The 18,534-nt window shown below is 71.6% G+C and carries 17 protein-coding genes and 1 pseudogene; 11 read left to right on the top strand and 7 right to left on the bottom strand.

Annotated features, from left to right (window positions below; genetic code table 11):
- Positions 1 to 804: pseudogene (locus ABD52_RS29245) on the top strand (non-ribosomal peptide synthetase); the annotation flags it as partial.
- Between the two features lie 75 nt (positions 805 to 879).
- Here the strand turns inward: ABD52_RS29245 and ABD52_RS29240 are convergent.
- From ABD52_RS29240 to ABD52_RS29230, 3 genes are read right to left on the bottom strand one after another with little or no spacing between them, the layout of a single operon-like run.
- A complete protein-coding gene (locus ABD52_RS29240; RefSeq protein WP_013477291.1) occupies positions 880 to 1,575 on the bottom strand; it encodes an HAD-IA family hydrolase in 696 nt (231 codons plus the stop codon).
- A 37-nt stretch (positions 1,576 to 1,612) separates the two neighbouring features.
- The gene (locus tag ABD52_RS29235) at positions 1,613 to 2,743 is read right to left on the bottom strand and encodes a Gfo/Idh/MocA family protein (RefSeq protein ID WP_047893892.1); all 1,131 of its coding nucleotides are present in this window, start codon (positions 2,741 to 2,743) and stop codon (positions 1,613 to 1,615) included.
- Positions 2,740 to 3,903, bottom strand: a complete 1,164-nt coding sequence (locus ABD52_RS29230) for a DegT/DnrJ/EryC1/StrS family aminotransferase (RefSeq protein ID WP_030274336.1) — start codon at positions 3,901 to 3,903, stop codon at positions 2,740 to 2,742. Before ABD52_RS29230 ends, ABD52_RS29235 begins: the two co-directional genes overlap by 4 nt.
- Positions 3,904 to 4,235: 332 nt before the next feature.
- Between ABD52_RS29230 and ABD52_RS29225 the strand changes: the two genes are divergently transcribed.
- The 6 genes from ABD52_RS29225 (at position 4,236) to ABD52_RS29200 (ending at position 10,092) form a co-directional block, all read left to right on the top strand.
- Entirely contained in the window at positions 4,236 to 4,667 is a 432-nt protein-coding gene (locus ABD52_RS29225; RefSeq protein WP_047893891.1) for a type II 3-dehydroquinate dehydratase, read from the top strand.
- A 91-nt stretch (positions 4,668 to 4,758) separates the two neighbouring features.
- Positions 4,759 to 5,112 (top strand): DoxX family protein, encoded by a 354-nt coding sequence (locus ABD52_RS29220; RefSeq protein ID WP_013285615.1) that lies wholly within the window; start codon positions 4,759 to 4,761, stop codon positions 5,110 to 5,112.
- A gap of 8 nt (positions 5,113 to 5,120) precedes the next feature.
- Positions 5,121 to 6,056 (top strand): ROK family protein, encoded by a 936-nt coding sequence (locus ABD52_RS29215; RefSeq protein WP_047893890.1) that lies wholly within the window; start codon positions 5,121 to 5,123, stop codon positions 6,054 to 6,056.
- 11 nt (positions 6,057 to 6,067) lie between these two features.
- On the top strand, positions 6,068 to 6,628 hold the full coding sequence (locus ABD52_RS29210; protein WP_013285613.1) for an NADPH-dependent FMN reductase: 561 nt from the start codon (positions 6,068 to 6,070) through the stop codon (positions 6,626 to 6,628).
- Positions 6,629 to 6,924: 296 nt separating this feature from the next.
- Entirely contained in the window at positions 6,925 to 8,217 is a 1,293-nt protein-coding gene (locus ABD52_RS29205) for a serine/threonine-protein kinase (protein ID WP_053065508.1), read from the top strand.
- 84 nt (positions 8,218 to 8,301) lie between these two features.
- Positions 8,302 to 10,092: a substrate-binding and VWA domain-containing protein gene (locus ABD52_RS29200; protein WP_047893889.1), complete on the top strand. Its 1,791-nt coding sequence runs from the start codon at positions 8,302 to 8,304 to the stop codon at positions 10,090 to 10,092.
- A 250-nt stretch (positions 10,093 to 10,342) separates the two neighbouring features.
- Here the strand turns inward: ABD52_RS29200 and ABD52_RS29195 are convergent, their stop codons facing one another.
- The 3 genes from ABD52_RS29195 to ABD52_RS29185 form a co-directional block, all read right to left on the bottom strand.
- On the bottom strand, positions 10,343 to 11,566 hold the full coding sequence (locus tag ABD52_RS29195; protein WP_047893888.1) for a glycosyltransferase: 1,224 nt from the start codon (positions 11,564 to 11,566) through the stop codon (positions 10,343 to 10,345).
- A gap of 90 nt (positions 11,567 to 11,656) precedes the next feature.
- Positions 11,657 to 13,069 carry a glycosyltransferase family 2 protein gene (locus ABD52_RS29190; RefSeq protein ID WP_047893887.1) on the bottom strand — a complete coding sequence of 471 codons (1,413 nt, stop codon included), beginning with the start codon at positions 13,067 to 13,069 and terminating at the stop codon, positions 11,657 to 11,659.
- Positions 13,070 to 13,257: 188 nt separating this feature from the next.
- Positions 13,258 to 14,172, bottom strand: coding sequence for an IS5 family transposase (locus ABD52_RS29185; RefSeq protein WP_047893886.1), 915 nt, complete (start codon positions 14,170 to 14,172; stop codon positions 13,258 to 13,260).
- 1,104 nt (positions 14,173 to 15,276) lie between these two features.
- On the opposite strand from ABD52_RS29185, the gene ABD52_RS29180 reads away from it, so the two are divergent.
- A complete protein-coding gene (locus ABD52_RS29180) occupies positions 15,277 to 15,633 on the top strand; it encodes a hypothetical protein (RefSeq protein WP_047893885.1) in 357 nt (118 codons plus the stop codon).
- A 20-nt stretch (positions 15,634 to 15,653) separates the two neighbouring features.
- Positions 15,654 to 16,298 carry a nucleotidyl transferase AbiEii/AbiGii toxin family protein gene (locus ABD52_RS29175; protein ID WP_347405046.1) on the top strand — a complete coding sequence of 215 codons (645 nt, stop codon included), beginning with the start codon at positions 15,654 to 15,656 and terminating at the stop codon, positions 16,296 to 16,298.
- Positions 16,299 to 16,345: 47 nt separating this feature from the next.
- Here ABD52_RS29175 and ABD52_RS29170 read toward each other — a convergent pair whose 3' ends face one another.
- Entirely contained in the window at positions 16,346 to 16,924 is a 579-nt protein-coding gene (locus tag ABD52_RS29170) for a UPF0158 family protein (protein ID WP_200905255.1), read from the bottom strand.
- A gap of 97 nt (positions 16,925 to 17,021) precedes the next feature.
- Here ABD52_RS29170 and ABD52_RS29165 point away from each other — a divergent pair, with 97 nt between their 5' ends.
- Positions 17,022 to 17,579 carry a hypothetical protein gene (locus ABD52_RS29165; protein WP_235437589.1) on the top strand — a complete coding sequence of 186 codons (558 nt, stop codon included), beginning with the start codon at positions 17,022 to 17,024 and terminating at the stop codon, positions 17,577 to 17,579.
- A 460-nt stretch (positions 17,580 to 18,039) separates the two neighbouring features.
- Positions 18,040 to 18,441 (top strand): transposase, encoded by a 402-nt coding sequence (locus tag ABD52_RS29155; RefSeq protein ID WP_235437588.1) that lies wholly within the window; start codon positions 18,040 to 18,042, stop codon positions 18,439 to 18,441.
- Positions 18,442 to 18,534: the final 93 nt, after the last annotated feature.

Below are 18,534 nucleotides of genomic sequence, written 5' to 3'. Positions count from 1 at the left end.
TGGAAACACCCCGCACCCACACTGCACCAGTCCCACGACGAATACACCCGCCTACGCGACGCCGCCGACCTGCAAACCCAACGAACCTACTGGCGCGAACAACTACGCGACCTGCCCCGCCAAGGCACGGGCCGGCCGCAGGAGATCCTGGAACAGACCCCGACCTGGGGCCCCAAGACCGGGCACATCGTCGCCGTCCCGCCCGAGCTGGTGCGGCGCTGGGACCGAGCCGCCGTCGAACACCGCTTCAGCCGTTCCACCTACTTCGCCGCCGCCTACGCCTCGGCGCTACGCGCCATCCACGGGCAGGACGACATCGCCCTGCTGATGATCGTCGCCCAGCGCGGCAGCCGCGTCCTCGACTCCGCCTTCACGAGCAGGATCAGCAGCAACTGTCTCCGGGTCCGGTTCGGCGGCCCGGAGAAACACCTGATGCGGGGCCTCCAGCAGGCCGCGGACGAACTGATGGCCGCCCAGGACGTCTCCTTCCTGGAGATGGTCACCGACGACCCGGTCCTCGACCTGCCCCGCGAGGTGATCAACAGCCTGCCCTCGTTCGCCTACCAGGACAACCTCGTCCTCCCGCTGGACCTGCCCGGCTGCCGGACCGAGGAGGTCGTCGAACCGTACGCCCGGGAGTGGTCCGGTGCCTGCGTCGCCGAGGTGCTGCCCGGCGACGAGAGTGTCCTCCTGCGGGTCACCATCCGTACCGATCTGGTCCCGGCCCCCGTCGCCGAGATCCTGGCCACCGGCATGCTGCGCTTCCTGGAAGCCGGCCCCGAGGCGGTCAGCGACACCCGCTGACCGCCGCTTGCCGGCAGGCTCGGCGGCAGCGCGCCGTGCGGCCCGCGCGAGCAGCCCGGCGCGCTCCGGTCCGGGTCAGTGGACGAGGGCCGCCGGGCAGTGCGCGAGCAACTCCGCCGGGGCGTGCACGACCAGGTCGGGGCCGGCCGCGAGCAGCGCCGCGATGTCCCCGCCGTGCCACGTCGTGGCGACGGCCGTCGCCCCGGCGTCCCGGCCGCTGAGCAGGTCGATCACCGCGTCGCCCACCATCATGGCCTCGTGCGGCGGCACGTCGAGGTTGCCCAGTGCCTGGAGCACGATGTCCGGGGCAGGCTTGGGACGGGCCACCTCGTCGGAGCCGATCACCTGTCCGAAGAGGCCCAGCACGCCGAGTTGGTCGAGCAGGGAGCGGGCCCGCGGGCCGGCCTTGCCGGTGGCGATCCCCATTCGGATGCCACGCGAGTGCAGGGTCTCCAGGGTCTCCCGGACGCCGGGGAAGAGCGGCACGAGGTGGGCCATCCGGTAACTCTCGCGGACGAACGGCTCCTCCATCTCCAGGGGCAGCCCCATCAGGCGCATGATGTCCGGGAAGTACCGGCCCATGTGCCGGTTGTACTCCTCGAACGGCGCCGGCCCGTCGCCCACCACCTCGGCGTACGCGATGCTGAACGCCTCACGCATGACGGCCGAACTGTCGACGATGACGCCGTCGAGGTCGAACACGACCGCGCGGATCGGGCCGCGCGCCGGCGACGGCGGGGTCACCTCGACTGTGGACGATGGACGGCTCATGGCTGCTCCCGGAAGGGGTTGGGGCCGACGGTGGTTCTCACCCGGCGCGATGGCCCACCAGTGCGTGCTGGCGCTCCGGCCGGGTGGGCCGGGCGCACTGGTAGATCCGTTCGATGATGTCGATGGTCCGGCGGGCCTCGGCGACGGCCGCGCCCCGGGCGGCCGGGTCGGCGAGCAGCCCGGGCAGGGCGTCGAGCTGGTGGTCGTACTCCGCGCCGATCGGCTCCCCGGGCAGCGGCAGCCGCGCGGTCCGGCCGTCGCGGGTACGCGTCAGCACCGGCGTGGGCTCCCGGTTGGGACTGAAGCCGAACGTGCAGCGCAGCGTCGCCGACCCCGCGGCGCCGTGCACGGTGACGGTGGTGCGGTCCAGCGACTCGTGCGAGGCCCAGCAGGCGTGCAGGGCGACGGAGGCGCCGGTGTCGGTGAGCAGGAACCCCCGGGCGGTGTCCTCGACGTCGCCGGGAACGCGGCCTGCGGTGTCGGCCCCGCCGCGCCAGGCGGCGTGGGCGGCGCTGTCGTTGACGAAGTCGTCCGAGACGCTGCCGATCGCGTGAGTGACACGGGCCGGGCCGAGTAGCGGCAGCACCGTGTCGAGCAGGTGCCAGCCGAGGTCCACCAGCGCGCCCCCGCCGGCCTGGTCGCGGCGGGTGAACCAGCCGCCCGCGTCGGGCACCCCTCGGGCGCGAACCCAGGCCACATCGACGTGCCGGATCGGGCCCAGCCCGCCGGCCACGTCGGCCAGCGCCCGGATGTCGGCCCGGTAACGGGCGGCGCTGCCGGCCAGCAGCACCGCGCCGCCGTCGCGCTCCGCGTCGGCCAGGATGCCCGCCTCGGCGGAGGTCAGGCAGACCGGCTTCTCCAGGAACACCGGTACGCCCCGGCGCAGCAGCCGGACGGCGACGACCGCGTGCAGGTGGTTCGGTACGGCGACCACCGCCAGGTCGACCGTTCCGGCGGGCAGGTCCTCGACGTCGGCGTACGCGGACGCGACGGCGTGGGTGTCGCGGGCCTGATCGCGCACCACGGGCTGCGGGTCGACCACGGCGACCACCTCGAAGCCGGGGTGTGCGGCGAGCCGGGGCAGCCAGATCTCCCGCCCGGCCCAGCCGAGGCCGACCACCGCGACCCGCACCGGCCGGCCGGCCGCGGCCGGGGGCCGGGCCGTCATCCGGCGAGGACGTCGGCGAGCACGGCGGCGATCTCGTGCATCTGCTGTTCCGTGCCGAGCAGGGTGCGGTGGTGCAGCCAGACGCAGTCGGAGTGGATCTGCTCGGTGTTGGGGCAGCGGGCCGCGATCGCCTCTACCGACTCGTCGGACGCGCCGGCCATCCAGAAGCCCTCGCACCGGTAGATCGCCCGGAACGCCACGAACGCCGGGACGCCCCGGGCGATGAGCGCGTCCACCACGGCACGGCGGCGCTCGATGCCGATCCCGGGGATCCGGAACATCGCCATGTAGTGCGGGTTGCGGTCGGTGCGGGGGTCGGTCGCCTGCGGGACGACGCCCGGGATCTCGGCGAGCAGGCTCGACAGCAGCGGCCAGCGCTGCTCGCGCAGCGCGATCTGCTCGTCGAGGCGGGTCAGCTGGGCGCGTAGCACAGCGGCGGTGAACTCGCTCATCCGGTAGTTCGAGCCGGTGGTGCTGTGCAGGTATTCGCGGTCGGTGCGGGGCCGGCCGCAGCTGTGCACGAGGAATGCCCGCTCGCGCAGTTCCTCGTCGGGGAAGACGACCGCTCCGCCCTCGCCGGCGGTCATGAGCTTGCCGTTCTGGAAGCTGAAGGCGGCCACCGAGCCGAGCGCGCCGGCCCGCCGGCCCCGCCACTGCGCGCCGTGGGCGTGTGCCGCGTCCTGCAGCAGAGCCACCCCGGCGTCGGCGGCGAGCTTGTCGAGCGCGTCCATGTCGGCGAACTGCCCGGCCATGTGCACCGGCATGATCACCTTGGTACGGGGGGTGATCGCGGCCTCGACGGCGGCGGGGTCGACGCAGTAGGTGTCCAGGTCGACGTCGACCGGCACGGCGACCGCGCCGAGACGCTGCGCGGCCAGCGAGGACGAGATGAACGTGAAGGCCGGGACGATCACCTCCGTACCGGGGCCGACGCCGAGCACCTCCAGCGCGACTTCCAGCGCGTGGGTGCCGTTGGTGACGGCGAGCGCGTGAGGGCTGCCGTGGTAGTCACCGAACTCCCGCTCGAAGGAGTCGACCTCACTGCCGCCCATCCGCCACCACTGGCCCTGTTCGAGGGCGCGGATCAGTCCGGTTCGCTCCTCGTCGCCGTACTGCGGCCACTCGGGGAACTCGGACACCGTCGAGGGCTGACCACTCATGACTTCCCACTTCCCAACTCGGGCAGACCAGGGGCTTCGACTGACCATCGGGCGGGACGACCCGAGACCGCCGGTACGCGGTCCGGGCACAGCGGAGCACCGGATGGCCGCGCGGTACGTGACGCCTCCGTCCGGAGCCGGCGGCGTCGCTCAGCAGGGAGGACGGTAACCGACGCGGATACGCGGTCACCGCCCCTAACAGCCCCTAGCCACCCCTTAGTCCACCCGCGCCTCGGGCGCCGCCGGTTCGCCGGGAGCCGTTGGCGTAGTAAGACTGCGGTGACCAGTCATCAGGCTCTGCGGGACCAGGGCCGTGCCCCACGAGGTGAAGCGTGTCGGACGTACTGCTGCTGAACGGCCCGAACCTGGGCATTCTCGGCCGGCGGGAACCGGAGATCTACGGCACCGACACCCTGGACGACGTCCAACGTGCCGTCGGCGAGGAGGTCGCCACCCGGGGCTGGGGTGTGGTCGCCGAGCAGCACGACTGCGAGGGTGCGCTGATCCGCACGATCCAGAACAGCTACGACACGGTGGGCGCGATCGTCAACCCGGGCGCCCTGATGATCGCGGGCTGGAGCCTGCGCGACGCGCTGGCCAACTACCCCCGGCCCTTCGTCGAGGTGCATCTGTCCAACGTGTGGGCGCGGGAGAGCTTCCGGCACGACTCGGTGATCGCCCCGCTGGCCAGCGGGGTGATCGTCGGGCTCGGAGCGCTGGGCTACCGGCTGGCCGCGCGCGCCCTCACCGCGACCGTCCGATGACGACCGGGCACCCCGCCGTCCAGTGCCGTGGGCGCCGGCGTGCCGGCAGCGCGGTCGTCCGCACGTCCCGACTCTTCCCGAAGGACCTCACGTGGAGATCTCCGTCCTCGTCCTGACCCTCGTCCTCGCCGCCGTGTTCGTGGGCACCGCCGTGCCGAAGCTCACCGGGCAGGCACAGATGCGCGAGCGGATGGACCACCTCGGCGTCTCGCCGGGGCTGACACGCGCGCTGGGGGTGCTGGAACTCGCCGCGGTCGCCGGGCTGCTGCTCGGCCTGCTCTGGCCGCCCCTGGGCATCGCCGCGGCGATCGGTCTCGCCCTGCAGATGGCGGGCGCGGTCGTCTACCACTCCCGGGCCAAGGACCCGGCCGCGACGATCCTGACGCCGGTGATCTTTGCCGTGGCCGCCCTCGCGCTCGTCTACCTGCACGTGCGGCTGGGCTGAGGCCGGCCGTGTCCGGTCCGCAGCGCCACGGCGGCGTCCTCGGCATCGACGTCGGCGGCACCAAGGTCGCGTTGCGCGCGGAGGCGCCCGGGCAGCCGGCGTACGACCGCACCTTCCGCTGGCCCCGGACTGCCGACCCGGCCGCCGACCTGATGGTGCTGGCCGTCGAGGTGGACCGGCTGCGCGACCGGTGGGGACCGGTGGACGCGGTCGGGGTGGCCATGCCGGCGACCACTGACACCGGTGGCACCGTCACCACCTGGCCTGGGCGCCCCGGCTGGGTGGGCCTCGACCTCACCGGCGCGCTGCGCCGCCTCTTTCCCGACGCGGCAACCGCCGTCGCCGACGATGGTGATCTCGCCGCCCTTGCAGAGGCGCGCTGCGCCGGCGCGGACGACGTGGTCTACCTGGGCGTCGGCACCGGGATCGGCGGTGGCGTCGTACTGGCCGGCCGGCCGGTGCCGGGCCGGTCCTCCGCCGAGATCGGTCACGTGGTCGTCGCTCTCGATGGTGAGCGCTGCGACTGCGACCGGCATGGCTGCCTCCAGTCCATCGCGTCCGGCCCCGCCACCCTGCGCCGTGCTGCCGCCCGCCGGGGCGGCGAGGTGGGCTTCGATGACCTGCGGGCCGGACTCGACGGGCGCGAGCCCTGGGCGGTGGCGGCGGTCGAGGAGAGCTGCCGGGCGCTGGCGGCGGCGGTGGTGAGCCTCGGCGAGATCCTCGATCCGGCGCTGGCGATCGTGGGCGGCGGGTTCGCCGCCGGCCTGCCCGGCTTCGTGCCGCTCGTCGCGGAACGGGCACGCCGCGCCGGCCGGCCCGGCCGTCCGGCGCCACCGGTGCGTCCCGCCGCCCTCGGCGGGCTGTCGTCCCTGCACGGCGCGGTGGAGCTGGCTCGTGACCTGACCGGCACGCCGGCTCCCGCGCGCCCCACCCCCATCGCGTAGAGGAGAGCAGCATGGTCAGGATCGGTGTCATCGTCGGCAGCACGCGACCCGGCCGCAAGGCCGACGCCGTGGCCCGCTGGGTGCGCGACGTCGCCGCCAAGCGGGGCGACGCCACTGTCGAGCTGGTCGACATCGCCGACTACGCCCTGCCACACTTCGACGAGGTGCTGCCACCGTCGATGGCGCCGTCGCGACGCCCCGCCGTACGCCGCTGGGCGACGACCGTGGCCGGGTTCGACGGCTTCGTCTTCGTCACGCCGGAGTACAACCACTCCATCCCGGGCGCACTGAAGGATTCCCTCGACTTCCTCTACCAGGAGTGGCAGCACGCCGCCGCCGGCCTCGTCAGCTACGGCGTGCACGGCGGCACCCGGGCGGCGGAGCACCTGCGGCTGGTGCTCGGGCAGCTCGGCGTCGCCGACGTCCGCTCCCAGGTCGCGCTCTCTCTGACGACCGACTTCGTCAACTTCCGCGACTTCCGGCCGGCCGCGCACCACGAGCAGGCCCTCGGCACCATGCTCGACGAGGTGGTCGCCTGGGCCGGCACCCTGCGGACGCTGCGCCGGGCCTGACGCCGCTGCGGCTGCGCGGGCCGGCGACCGTGGTCGGGCACCGGCATCGACCCGCTGGCACGGCACGGCGGGAAACGAGTTCGCGCCGGCCACGGCGGAGGACGAAGGGACACCCTGGAGGGACGCCCGCCGTCGTAGGCCGGGCCGGCCCGCGCAGTGCGGCGACCGCCACCGCGAGGACCACCGGCGGTGGTGGCTCCCACCCATGATCGGCTGTCCTCTGTCGTCGCTGCGGCATGACACGATGGCCGTGCCCTGCGCCGCCGGTGGCCGGGCACGACACTGATGGAGTCGGGATGTCAGAACTGGCCGGCACGCCGGTGCCAGGATTGGCGAAGCTGTGGACGCACGACCCGGTCACCGCCGGCCGGTATCGGCTGCTCGGCCGGCTGGGCGCGGGTGGGCAGGGGGTCGTCTACCTCGGTGAGGACGACGCTGGTGACCGCGTCGCGGTCAAGATGGTCAACGTCGACCTGACTGATCCACGGGCGCGGTCGCAGTTCGTGAAGGAGATCGCCGCCGCGCGCCGGGTCGCTCCGTTCTGCACCGCGCAGGTGCTCTTCGCCGAGGTCGACGGCGAGCGTCCCTACGTGGTCAGTGAGTTCATCGAAGGCCCGACCCTGCACCGGCACGTCCGCGAACGCGGCCCGGTGACCGGTAACGCCCTGCACCGGCTCGCGGTCGGCACTGTCACCGCGCTCGCCGCGATCCACAGTGCCGGCGTGGTGCACTGCGATCTGAAGCCGGACAACGTGGTGCTGGGCAGGGACGGCCCTAGGGTGATCGACTTCGGCATCGCTCGCGCGCTGGGCGTAACCGAGACGGCGTCCAGCCGGGTCATGGGGACCACCGCGTACATGGCACCCGAGCGGTTCCGCAACGACGCGGTCGGTCCGCCCTGCGACGTCTTCGCCTGGGCGGCCACGATCGCGTTCGCTGCCGGTGGCCGGCCACCCTTCGGCGATGATTCGCTCTTCGCCGTGATGCACCGGGTGCTGCACGATCCGCCCGACCTGCCGGCGTTGCCTCCGGTGCTGGACGAGCTGATCCGGGAGTGCCTGGCGAAGGATCCGGCGGATCGGCCGGGTGCCGAGCAGGTGCTGGTGCGGCTGCTGCGGCAGGACGCCACGGCCACCGTGCCGCTACGTCGGGAGAGCCTGCTCGAGGTCGGCAACGAGACCGCGGGCACGCCGACGCCGAACCATCCCCTTCCCCGGATCACGCCGACGGCACCGCAGCCGCGCCCGACGCAGCCACAGCCACAGCCACAGCCGACGGTGCCGACCCAGGCCCGGCCGACGCAGCCGGCACACCCACGGATGACGACCCAGCCGGCGTACCTGCCGGCGACGGAGCCCGGCGTCGGCGCCGGGTCCGGCGGCGCGTTGCGGCGACTGCGTCGTGAGGCCCTCGACGCCTGGGGCATCTCGACAGCGCTCTTCCTCGGCTCGGCCGGCGCCGCCGCCGGCTACGTCGCGTCGAGCGCGATCGGCCCGGCCGCCGCAGTCGGGGCGGTCGCCTTCGTCGTGGTCTACCTGGTCCGGCTGCTGGTCGCTACGGCGGTCGGGGGACGGTCCGACCGCCCGTGACGCCGCGGCAGGGGTCCGGGTCGCCGGCTGGCGCCGGATCGATAGGTTGACGGCCACCAGCCGCCCGCCGAGGAGGACGCCCCGATGACCCCATCCGTTACCCGCACGCGGCAGTGGTTGCCCTACACCGCCGCCGTCACCGCCGGGCTGGTGGTCATCGCCGGGGCGTTCGTGTTCGTCCAGCAGCGCGATGCGGGCAGCGAGGTGCCCCGCACCGACTGCGCCACCACCCTCCAGGTCAACTCGTCGACGGAGAAGGCGGCGCTGCTGGTCGACCTGGCCGAGCGCTACAACCGCAGCAGCCGGTCGATCGACGGCGGTGGCTGCGCCCAGGTGCACGTCAGCGCGCTCAACTCGGGCCAGGCCGCCGAGGCGCTGGCCACCGGCTGGACCCACACCGGCCTGCCGCGACCACAGGTCTGGCTGCCGACGTCGAGCCTGTGGACCGGCCAGCTCCGGCTGCTCGACCAAGCCGCCGGGCGAGCACCGCAGACCCCGGACCGCTACCCGTCGATCGCCAACAGCCCACTGGTGATCGCGATGCCGCAGCCCAAGGCCGAACTGATACGCCGGCGCGGGCCGCTGGGCTGGGGGGAGATCCTGGGCCTGTCCGGGCGGGACGGATGGGCGGGCTTCGGCAAGCCGGAGTGGGGCCGCTTCACCTTCGGCAAGGACAACCCCAACCTGTCCACCTCCGGGCTGGCGGCGACCATCGCCACCTACTACGCGGCGGTGCAACGGTCCAGCGACCTGACCCGGTCCGACCTTGCCGACCCCGCGGTCACCCAGTTCGTCCGCCGGATCGAGGCCAATGTGTCGCACTACAGCGACGATTCGGTGGACCTGCTGCGCAGCCTCGCCGAGGCGGACCTGGCGGGCGGCGCGGGCAGTACTGACGACATGAGCGCCATCGTCCTCCAGGAGGAACTCGTGGACCTCTACAACACGGGTGCGCTGAGCCCTCGGCAGGACGGGCAGGAGCGGGGCCGCAGGCCGAACGTCCCGCTGGTCGCCGTCCACCCCAAGGAGGGCACGTTCAACCTGGACCACCCGTTCGTGGTGCTGCCCTCCGCCGACGAGCGGCAGCGGGCGGCGGCGACCGACTTCCTGGCCTTCCTGACCGAGGACGCCCAGCAGGAGAGCTTCGCCCGCCTCGGCTTCCGGGACCACGAGCGCCGAGCCTCGGCGGAGCTGCTCGCCAACGTCGGCGCCGAGCCCACCGGTGGGCTGAGCTACTTCGAGCCCCCGGACCCGCAGGTGGTCGGCGCGATGCTGGACGGCTGGCGGACGCTCCGCAAGAAGGCCAACATCCTGATAGCCCTGGACACGTCCGGGTCCATGCAGGCGATGGTCGGCACCCGCACCCGCTTCCAGGTCGCCTCAGCAGCGGCGGGCAAGGGCCTCGCGCTGCTCAACACCGAGGACCGGGTGGGTCTCTGGTCGTTCTCCTCGGAGACCCGGAAGCGGCCGAAGAGCCCCTACCGGGAGGAGATCCCTCTCGGCGAGTTCGACCAGAAGCGGATCAACAGCAAGATCGCCGGCCTGCACGTCGACGGCGGCACCGCGCTCTACGCGACGGTCCGGGCCGCGCACCGAGAGCTGCTCGACCGGTACGACCCACAGCGGATCAACGCGATCGTCGTGCTGACCGACGGCAAGAACGAGTACCGGCAGGACAACGACCTGGCCGGCCTGCTCGCCGAGGTCGCCCTCGACCCGCGGCGTCCGGTGAAGGTGTTCTGCATCGCCTTCGACCGGGAGTCGGACTTCGCCACCCTGGACCGGATCGCCAAGGCATCATCGGGCAAGGCCTTCGACGCGACCGATCCGGCCAAGATCGACGAAGCGTTCGTGAAGCTGGTCAGCAGCTTCTGACGCCGACGCGCCCCGCTCGCCACGAGCCCGCGGCGCGACCGACGGTCTCCGCAGCCCCGCCGGTGAACAGCGCCGGCCGGAGTAGGGAGCACCCCGACACCGGTCCGGTCCGCCGACGCCCTAACCTCGGCGTACAACGAGTGCCGGGCCTCCGGGATGACCAGCAGGTCGCCCTCCCCACCGGTCCACGGCTGATCCGGCGCGACCAGCCGGACCCGCCCCCGCAGTACCTGGAGCGTCGCCTCATCGATCAGGCTCCCGGTGCGACGACCAACCGCTCCGCGGCGACCTGCGCCGCGTCGGTGCGTACGACGCCGGCGAACTCGCGGGCGCGGGCGGCCACCTCCGGCCGCAGCGCGGCGCCCAGAGCCTCGGTCAGCGACTCGACGGTCGGCACGGAGCCGGGGTGTGCGGTGCCGATGCCGAGCGCGGACACCCGGCGCGCGAAGTAGTGCTGGTCGTACACCTGCGGTACGACGACCTGCGGCGTCCCGGCCCGCGCGGCCGTGGTCGTGGTGCCCGCGCCGCCATGGTGGACCACCACGGCCACCTCCCGGAACAGGTCCTGCTGGTTCACTTCGCCGACCACCAGGCAGTCGGGGGACCGGTCGACCGGCGAGAGCGGCGCCCAGCCCCGGGAGACGACCAGCCGGCAACCGACCGCGCGCACGGCCCGCACGGCCGTCTCCAGCAGACCCGGGGGTGCGGCGACGCTGCCGAATCCGACGTAGACGCACGGCCCGCCGGCGTCCAGGAAGGCCGTCAGCTCGGCGGGCAGGGCCCGCTTGTCGGGCAGGAGCCAGGCGCCCGGTTGGTAGACGGCCGGATCGGCGACGTCCGGCCAGGGTGCCAGGGTCGGGTCGGTGGCCAGCCACGGCCGGTCGGTGTGGATGTGGTCGCTGACGTCGTCGACCGTGCCCAACCCCACCGCCGACCGCAGCGCGTTGAGGGGCGCGGCGAAGGTGTCGTTGACGTGCCGCAGGTTGGCGGCCCACAGGTCGCTGTTGTCGGCCGACGCGGGCGCCGGGACCTCCCCGAACACCGGCAGCGGCAGCGGGGGGTGGTGGGGTGAGGGAAGAGCCGCCGGGCAGAGCGCCGCGAAGACGTACGGGATGCCGCGCTTCTCCGCCACGGTGCGGGCGGCGATCTGGAGGCCCGTCGACGCGACGAGGACGTCACAGTCCCGGGCTGCGGCCGACAGCACCTCGAACTGGATGCCGATGGAGGACTCGGCGAACTTGCGTACCTGCGCGGGCGAGGGTTTCGGCACGGCGGCCCGCGACCTGGGCGCCGCCGACCTGCGCCAGGGCGGGCCGACGGGCACGAAGGGAATCCTGAAGCTGGCCACCCAGCGGGCGAAGTCGGGCGGGGCGCAGAGGCGGGCCTGGTGGCCGAGGGCCGTCAACCGCGACGCGAGCGCCACCAGTGGTTGGACATCGCCACGCGACCCGAGAGTCGACAGCAGTACGCGCACAATACTCGCCTTTCCGTCTTTTACGCCGGATCCGGGCACGGTTGGGCCAGGCCCGACCGCGTTGTCGGGCCTGGCCGCACCGTCGATCTGCTATCCCCGCGTCGTTGAGCGCCCCGGCACCAGGGCAGCGGGTCGCGCCCCGGCGGCGGTCTGAGCGGGTACCCGGCGCGCGGCGCCGGGCGCGGGTCGGAGGGGCCGCAGGATCAGTACGTGGCCGAGCCCCTCGACCGCGCGCAGCTCGGCCGCGCAGGCCGCGGCCTGCGCCTGGCGCAGGTAGTCCAGCGTCTGCGGGTCGGCGGCGCACATCCCCGGCGTCGAGTCGGCGGTGGCGACCAGGTGGACCTCGCCGGCCAGCAGCAGCGAGGCCGAGATGAACTGGCAGAGTTCCGGCCACAGCAGGTACCGCCAGAAGTCCACGCTGATCACCGCGTCCAGGCTGCCCGGCGGCATGGGCGGGGCGACGCCGAGCAGGTGGAAGTTGGTCCGCCCGATGGGTGCGGCGTAGTCGTAGGTCAACGCCGAGGTGGGCAACCCGGAATCGGCGCGGCCGGTGCCGATCCAGAGCGTGCGGTGCCCCCGCACCTGGCCGGCGAGGCGCGCGGCGGCGGGCCCGATGGCGCAGGCCGACCGCTCGACGCACTCGTCGATGAGCGCGCGATAGTGCAGGATGCGCCGGATCGCCTCGTACCCCATGACGGCGGTAAGGAACTCCCACTCCAGGCACGGATAGAGCCGGGCCGCCTGCTGGAAGTTGGCCTTCATCTCCATCCAGTTGCGGGTGATGTTCTTGTGGTGCGGCAGGTGGACGACCCGGGCGTCGTCGTCGTAGCCGAAGTTGACGCCGTCGGGGAGGCTGCGGTCGACGCGGTAGAACAACTCGACGTCCTCCACGCCGTAGCTCAGACCGAACGCCTCGCGGTAACCACCGACCTGCGCGAAGTGAGCGCTGGTCAGCGAGATGTTGTGCGTGTAGGCGATGACCCAGCCGGCCCGGAGCCACTCGCCCCCGTCGTCGGGAAGCCCCGTGGCGAACCGCAGGTCGCCGCCGTGCGGGAAGGCGCGTGCGACCGCGTGCGACTCCCCGGCCAGCACTGCCGGCAGGTCAGCGAGGCCGATCTCGTCCCGCCGGCCGATCAGCACCGCCGCGTTGCCGGGCACGCTGTGCCAGGCGAGGTGCCGCTCCAGCAGGTCGGGCACCGCCCACGAGTCGGCGTCGAGGAAGACCAGCAGAGGTGCGCAGGCACGGCGCGCCCCCTCGTTGCGGGCGACGGAGCGGCCCTTGCGCTCGGCGAGTTCCAGCACGCGCAGGCGGAGACCGGCACCCTCGGCGAGCGCCTCGGCGTACCCGTCGGACGAGCCACCGTCCCGGACCACGATCACCTCGAAGCGTTCCGGCGGCAGCGTCTGCCGGGTCAGCGCCCTGAGGGTCAGCGCGAGGCACTGCGGATCCTGGTAGGTCGGCATCACCACGCTCAGCGCCGGAGGGTTGGTGGGCAGCGACATGGCGATCCTCTCCGTCAGACGATCTTGCCGTCGGGGGGGCGGCGACATCGTCAGACGATAACGCTCCGCGACGACATCCTTACGCATCAATAGGGGTCTATAGGGGTGCACTGTCCCGACATGACAGTCGCCGCCTGACCGGAACCTACCCACGCGCAGGAGCAGCAGCCGCGATAGGAAGCAGAGGGTTAGGTCGTGTTTCGTAGGGCGCGGAGCCATTGGTTGATGGCGGCGATGGTGAGGGTGGCTTCATAGCGCACGGCGAGTTTGTCGTAGCGGGTGGCCATGGCGCGGTGTTGTTTGAGCTGGTTGATTCCGCACTCCACGGCGTGACGCAGGCGGTAGACCTCGGGGTCGAAGGCGGGCGGACGTCCGCCTTTGGACCCTTTGGCCTTACGGTGCGCGTCCTGGTCGGCCTTGCTCGGGATGCACGCTCGGATGCCGCGGGATCGCAGGTGGGCTCGGTTGGCCTTGGACGTGTACGCCTTGTCGGCCAGCACGGTGTCGGGGCGGGTCCGTGGCCGGCCGCCACCGGCTCGCGTGACACGTACTTTGGCCAGTACGGGGATGAACTGCGGGCTGTCGCCGCGCTGGCCGGCGGTCACTACCAAGGCCATCAGTTTGCGGCCTTGCTCGCAGGCCAGATGGGTCTTGGTGGTCCAGCCGCCCCTCGATCGGCCGAGCCCATGATCTGCCGGCTCGGCCTGCACACCACCGGGCGGCTCCTTCTGCGCCTCACCGTCGCGGCGAGCTCCAGCGGCGTGCTGATGGGCGCGGCTGATGGTCGAGTCCACGCTCACCGTCCAGCCGATCAACCCCGCCGCGTCCGCCAGGGCCTGCAACGAGGTGAGGATCTGCGCCCAGACGCCGTCACGCTGCCAGCGCCGGAACCATCGATACAGGGTCTGCCACGGCGGGTAGTGCACGGGCACGTCCCGCCACGGAGATCCGGTCCGGACCCGCCAACGAATCCCGTCGATGATCACTCTCATGGTCCATCTGCGCGGCCGAGCATGACCCGTTCCCGCAGGCAGCAACGGTTCCAGCACCGCCCACTGCACATCGGTCAGGTCATGTCGCCTCGCTGCCGCTACGCTCGGCACGAGGTCTCCGGTGTGAAGTTCTAGCTTGGTCGCTGAACCAACTACCGGAGACCTCTTCAATTAGCGACCACCGCCACGCCCCAACACCGACGCCCTACGAAACACGGCCTAGAGCTCAAGGCTGGCAGGGCGACCCTGCCCCACATCGCTGTGTGACCACGACGGGGCCCGCTCGTCGTTCACAAGCACATCCTGGCTGACCCGGGCAACGACCCGCACGTCATCAACCTGAGGGGCCGGCTCCAGTGCGGAACGACATGGCTGATACCGGCGGGTAATCCCGCATAGGTGAGCCGAGTTCTGCCGTCGCCGCCGGGACGGACCGCGCCAACGCCCGGCCACTCGCTCCGCTGCCCGAACCGATCATCGCCCCGGACGCTCGCCCACCTTGCACATCCACCGACGTAACCGGCTCGGTGGCATCCTCCATGAGTACGGACATGCCGCTTGACCTGCCTGGATGGAAACCTCGGCAGGCACAGGGCCAGCTTCTACACCACTCACCCGGCGTCGTGGCAGCTGCCGACACCTAACTTGATATGAAATCAAGGAAGCAACATGCCGGCCCATCCGGCATTGGCGCGGAGCCGCAGGCCAAAGCCGGTGAACGCCGAGGGGGAACGACCTCAACCCGCGGCACGGTTACCGCCATCAAAGATCATTCGTTACCGGATGTTACCGCCGTTACCTGGGAAGATCTCCATCTCCCCAGGTCAACCGGTCGGGACGGCCGGATTCGAACCGACGACCCCTTGACCCCCAGTTTGACAACGATTCTGTCACAGCATGCCGGAACAAGCTGAAACGTCGGCGGAATCGGACAATAACGACGCCCCAGAATGCTGTTCCGTACCGCGCCTTGCCGTCTCATCCGCCCGCTGCAATGCCCTCCGTTACCGAGCTCGTTACCGCGGATCGTCAAGGACTTCCTCTGCCAGGCAGTCCGGCCGGCCTGCGGCGTCGCGCGACCGCCAATGGGCCGATCATCGATGTCAGGCTGGATGGGGTCCGACACAGTGCCGCGAGCCCTTCGCCCGTCGCACCGTCCACTACCGTGGGCCTTAACGTTGTCGTCACGCAGCAGCCTGAGGAGGCTGGTCGATCATGAGTGGTGCCAACACCGGCGGAGCCCCCGCCGGTTCCCGCTACGCCGACCAGCGGCCCTACGTCGTCGCCGACCGGCTCGACGATCTACGGGGACCAACGAGCGGCGTCGTGAGCCTGGATCGCCGGCTCGACTGGTCCGGGCGGGCCCGCTACGACACGAGCAGACCCAGACGCCTGGCCAGCATGTACGAGACCGTGCTGCGCGAGGCGACCGCGCACGATGACCTCACCCAATGGCTGGACGGCGCGACGTTGCTGCGTCTGTGGCCGAGCTTGGTGTTGCCTCCGCAGGTTCGCCATCTGTGGGAAGCGCGGTTTCCCGAACTGGCCAGAGCGCGCCGGCACGCCGCATAGTGGCCGAGCAGACCCCGCCGATCCATCGCCGCCTGGCGCAGATCGCCCTGCAGGTCGGCGGCCAATACGGGTTCGCGTTGGCCGGCGGGCATGCGATCGCCGCCCATGGCATCCTCGACCGCCCCAGTGAAGACGTCGATCTGTTCGCCGACTGGCAACGCCGCGCCGACTTCCCCACCGCCGTCGACGCGGTGATCACCGCCTATCGCGCCGAGGGCTTCCGCGTCGACATCGACCTGCGGCTCGACACGTTCGCTCGGCTACACGTCACCGAACCGGCCCACCCGGACCAGCAACACCGCGTGGAACTGGTCGCGAACTGGCGCGCTCAGCCGCCAGTCCAGATGGACATCGGTCCGGTCCTGCACCCCGATGACGTCATGGCCGGCAAGATGGACGCCCTCTACAACCGGGCAGCCGCCCGCGACTTCCTCGACATCGACGCCGCCATCAGCAGCGGCCGGTACACCCTCGACCAGCTCTGCGACCTCGCGCACGCCGCCGACGACGGATTCGACCGGAGCATGTTCGCCACGATGCTTCGCCACGTCGACCGCTTCGACGACGAAGACTTCACCGACTACGGTCTGGCGCCGCATGAAGTCGCCGACATGCGGGCTCGCGTCTCTGCATGGCGGACCGCCCTACTCCGAGCAGTCGAATAGATTCGATCAGGCTGCTCTGCTGCCTCCGTCTCCCCGGCCTGCTCGACTCATGGCACGTCCGGGTCAGGGTGCTCGGTCCGACAGCGGCTCGCGACAACGTCATCGATCAGGCATCTGTCGAGCAGCCAGTCAATGGCCCGGCGGGTTGCCCGAGCCTGATGGAAGGCGTGCCAAGCCATCAGCAGGTGCGGATACTCGTCGTGCAGTTCGTCCCTGAACCGTCGGAAGGCACCCCTGCCTTGGACGGCCCGCAAGAGCCTGCGACCCGCCCGCTCGTCGCTGACCCGCTCGGCAAAGTCGACCATGTCGCGGTGCCAGACGGAGGGCGGTAACGCCTCGATCAGGACCAGGTCGAGTTCATCCAGGTCCACCGGCGTCTTCCCGTCGATGCCGCCATCAGCCGTCCACATCAGGATCTCCCCGCTGGCCGGATCGATGAGCCAGCGGTACTCGTACGCGCTCTGGTCCTGCAGCGCCGTGGCGATCCCCTCGAGATCGAGGTGGCGTACGTCGAGCATGATGTCCACTCCCGTTGCCATGGTCGTCGGCAACCACGGTAGGTCCGCTTCCCCCTCGGCCGCGAGACTGCCGGCCCAGTCGATTATCAGCACGGGGACCGAGGCCATCAGGCAACTACTGCTCCAGCAACCCGCAATCGGGAGACCGGTCAGCTACAGCCCGGCGGCGTCGAGGGTCTTGAGGAACGTCGGTCGGCGCTTGTGCGTGACGCGCACACCGGCAGCCACGGCGCCCAGCCCACCACCCGGCGCGTTGTTCGCACAGCGCCAGGCGACCGTCAACCGGGCCCGCCTACCGACCCCTGAACTCGCCGACTTCGCCAGGCCATGGCTCGGCGCCGTCGCCGGCTGCTCGGCCGAGGCCATCAGCACAGTCCAGCGAGGCAACGGCGAGACGAGCCGCACCCGCTGCACGGCCGGCATCGTCACCAGCTACTGGATCACCTACCGCACCCGGGCCGACCGCGACGCCGCGCAGGCCCGCTACCGCATCCAAGCGAGCACCACGCCGAACCTCGCGGCAGGCGCGGCCGGCCCGACGCAGCAGCGAACCGTTGCCGGCCGGACCGTCCAGTACATCGAGTACGCCTACCGGATCCCGTCCGGTGACCGAGCGGGACAAATCGTGGCCGCGATCTGGTGGAGCGACCCCACCACACCGATGGCCGGAGTCCTCACCGGCTACTGGCAGGATCTGGGCTCTACGTGGATACCGCTGCGCGACCTGTGGACCACGACCGCCGCGACGCCCGGTCAGCGATAACCAGCCAGCGCCGGCAGCCGCCCCGCCGCGATCTCCCCAACGGCGGTGTGCACCGCCGCTGCCGGCACGACGACCTCCCGGCCCGCCCACGGCACGGGCAGAATCGCCTGCCCACAGCGAGCGCACCACGACCCCGCCTGCCACACCTGCCACGCCCGACCGGCCAGCGTCGTGCCACGGCGGGACCAGTGCACGCGAAGCAGCGCGAGGGCTGCCGCCGGCGCACCCGCCAAGCCTGCGAAACCCATCATCAGCGCGCACGCGGCGCGATCCTCCGGCGACCCGGCCACCAGCCCGTACGCGTGGAGACAGAACACCCCGGCGCAGACGGGACTGCGTAGATTTCCGTGTTTGACCTGGGTGTGGTCCGTTGGACAGGACGTTGATCCTGTCCGGGAAGGACCACGTCATAGCAGACAAGAAGAACGCTGTTCAGCTTCCGCAGCCGTCGGCGGCGGAGGTGGAGTTCGCGCAGCAGCTGGTCGAGCGGGCCAAGGCCGACGGAGTGTCGTTGGTCGGGCCGGGTGGGCTCCTCGCGGGGATCACCCGCACGGTCCTGGAGTCAGCGCTCGACGCCGAACTGGATGCCCATCTGGACGAGGCTGGTGTCGATGAGGAGTCGGGTCGGCGGGCCAACATTCGCAACGGGCACGGGGCGAAGACGGTGCAGACCGAGGTCGGGCCGGTGCGGATTCAGGTCCCACGGGATCGGGCCGGGTCGTTCACGCCCCGGATCGTGCCCAAGCATGCCCGCCGGTTGGACGGGTTCAACGAGGCGATCCTGTCGTTGTATGCCAAAGGGCTGACCACCGGGGAGATCTCCGCGCACCTGAGCCACCCCCGCTTTCATGGAGGTTCTTGATCATGGTCTGATGGCCGTGGGGAGGAAGTCGTCCGTGGCAGCACCGAAGAAGTACCCCGATGAGCTACGTCGGCGCGCTGTGCGCCTGTATCG

This window comes from Micromonospora sp. RV43 (genome assembly GCF_001029515.1).
Taxonomy (GTDB): domain Bacteria; phylum Actinomycetota; class Actinomycetes; order Mycobacteriales; family Micromonosporaceae; genus Micromonospora; species Micromonospora aurantiaca.
This window is presented reverse-complemented; position numbering and strand designations above follow the sequence as displayed.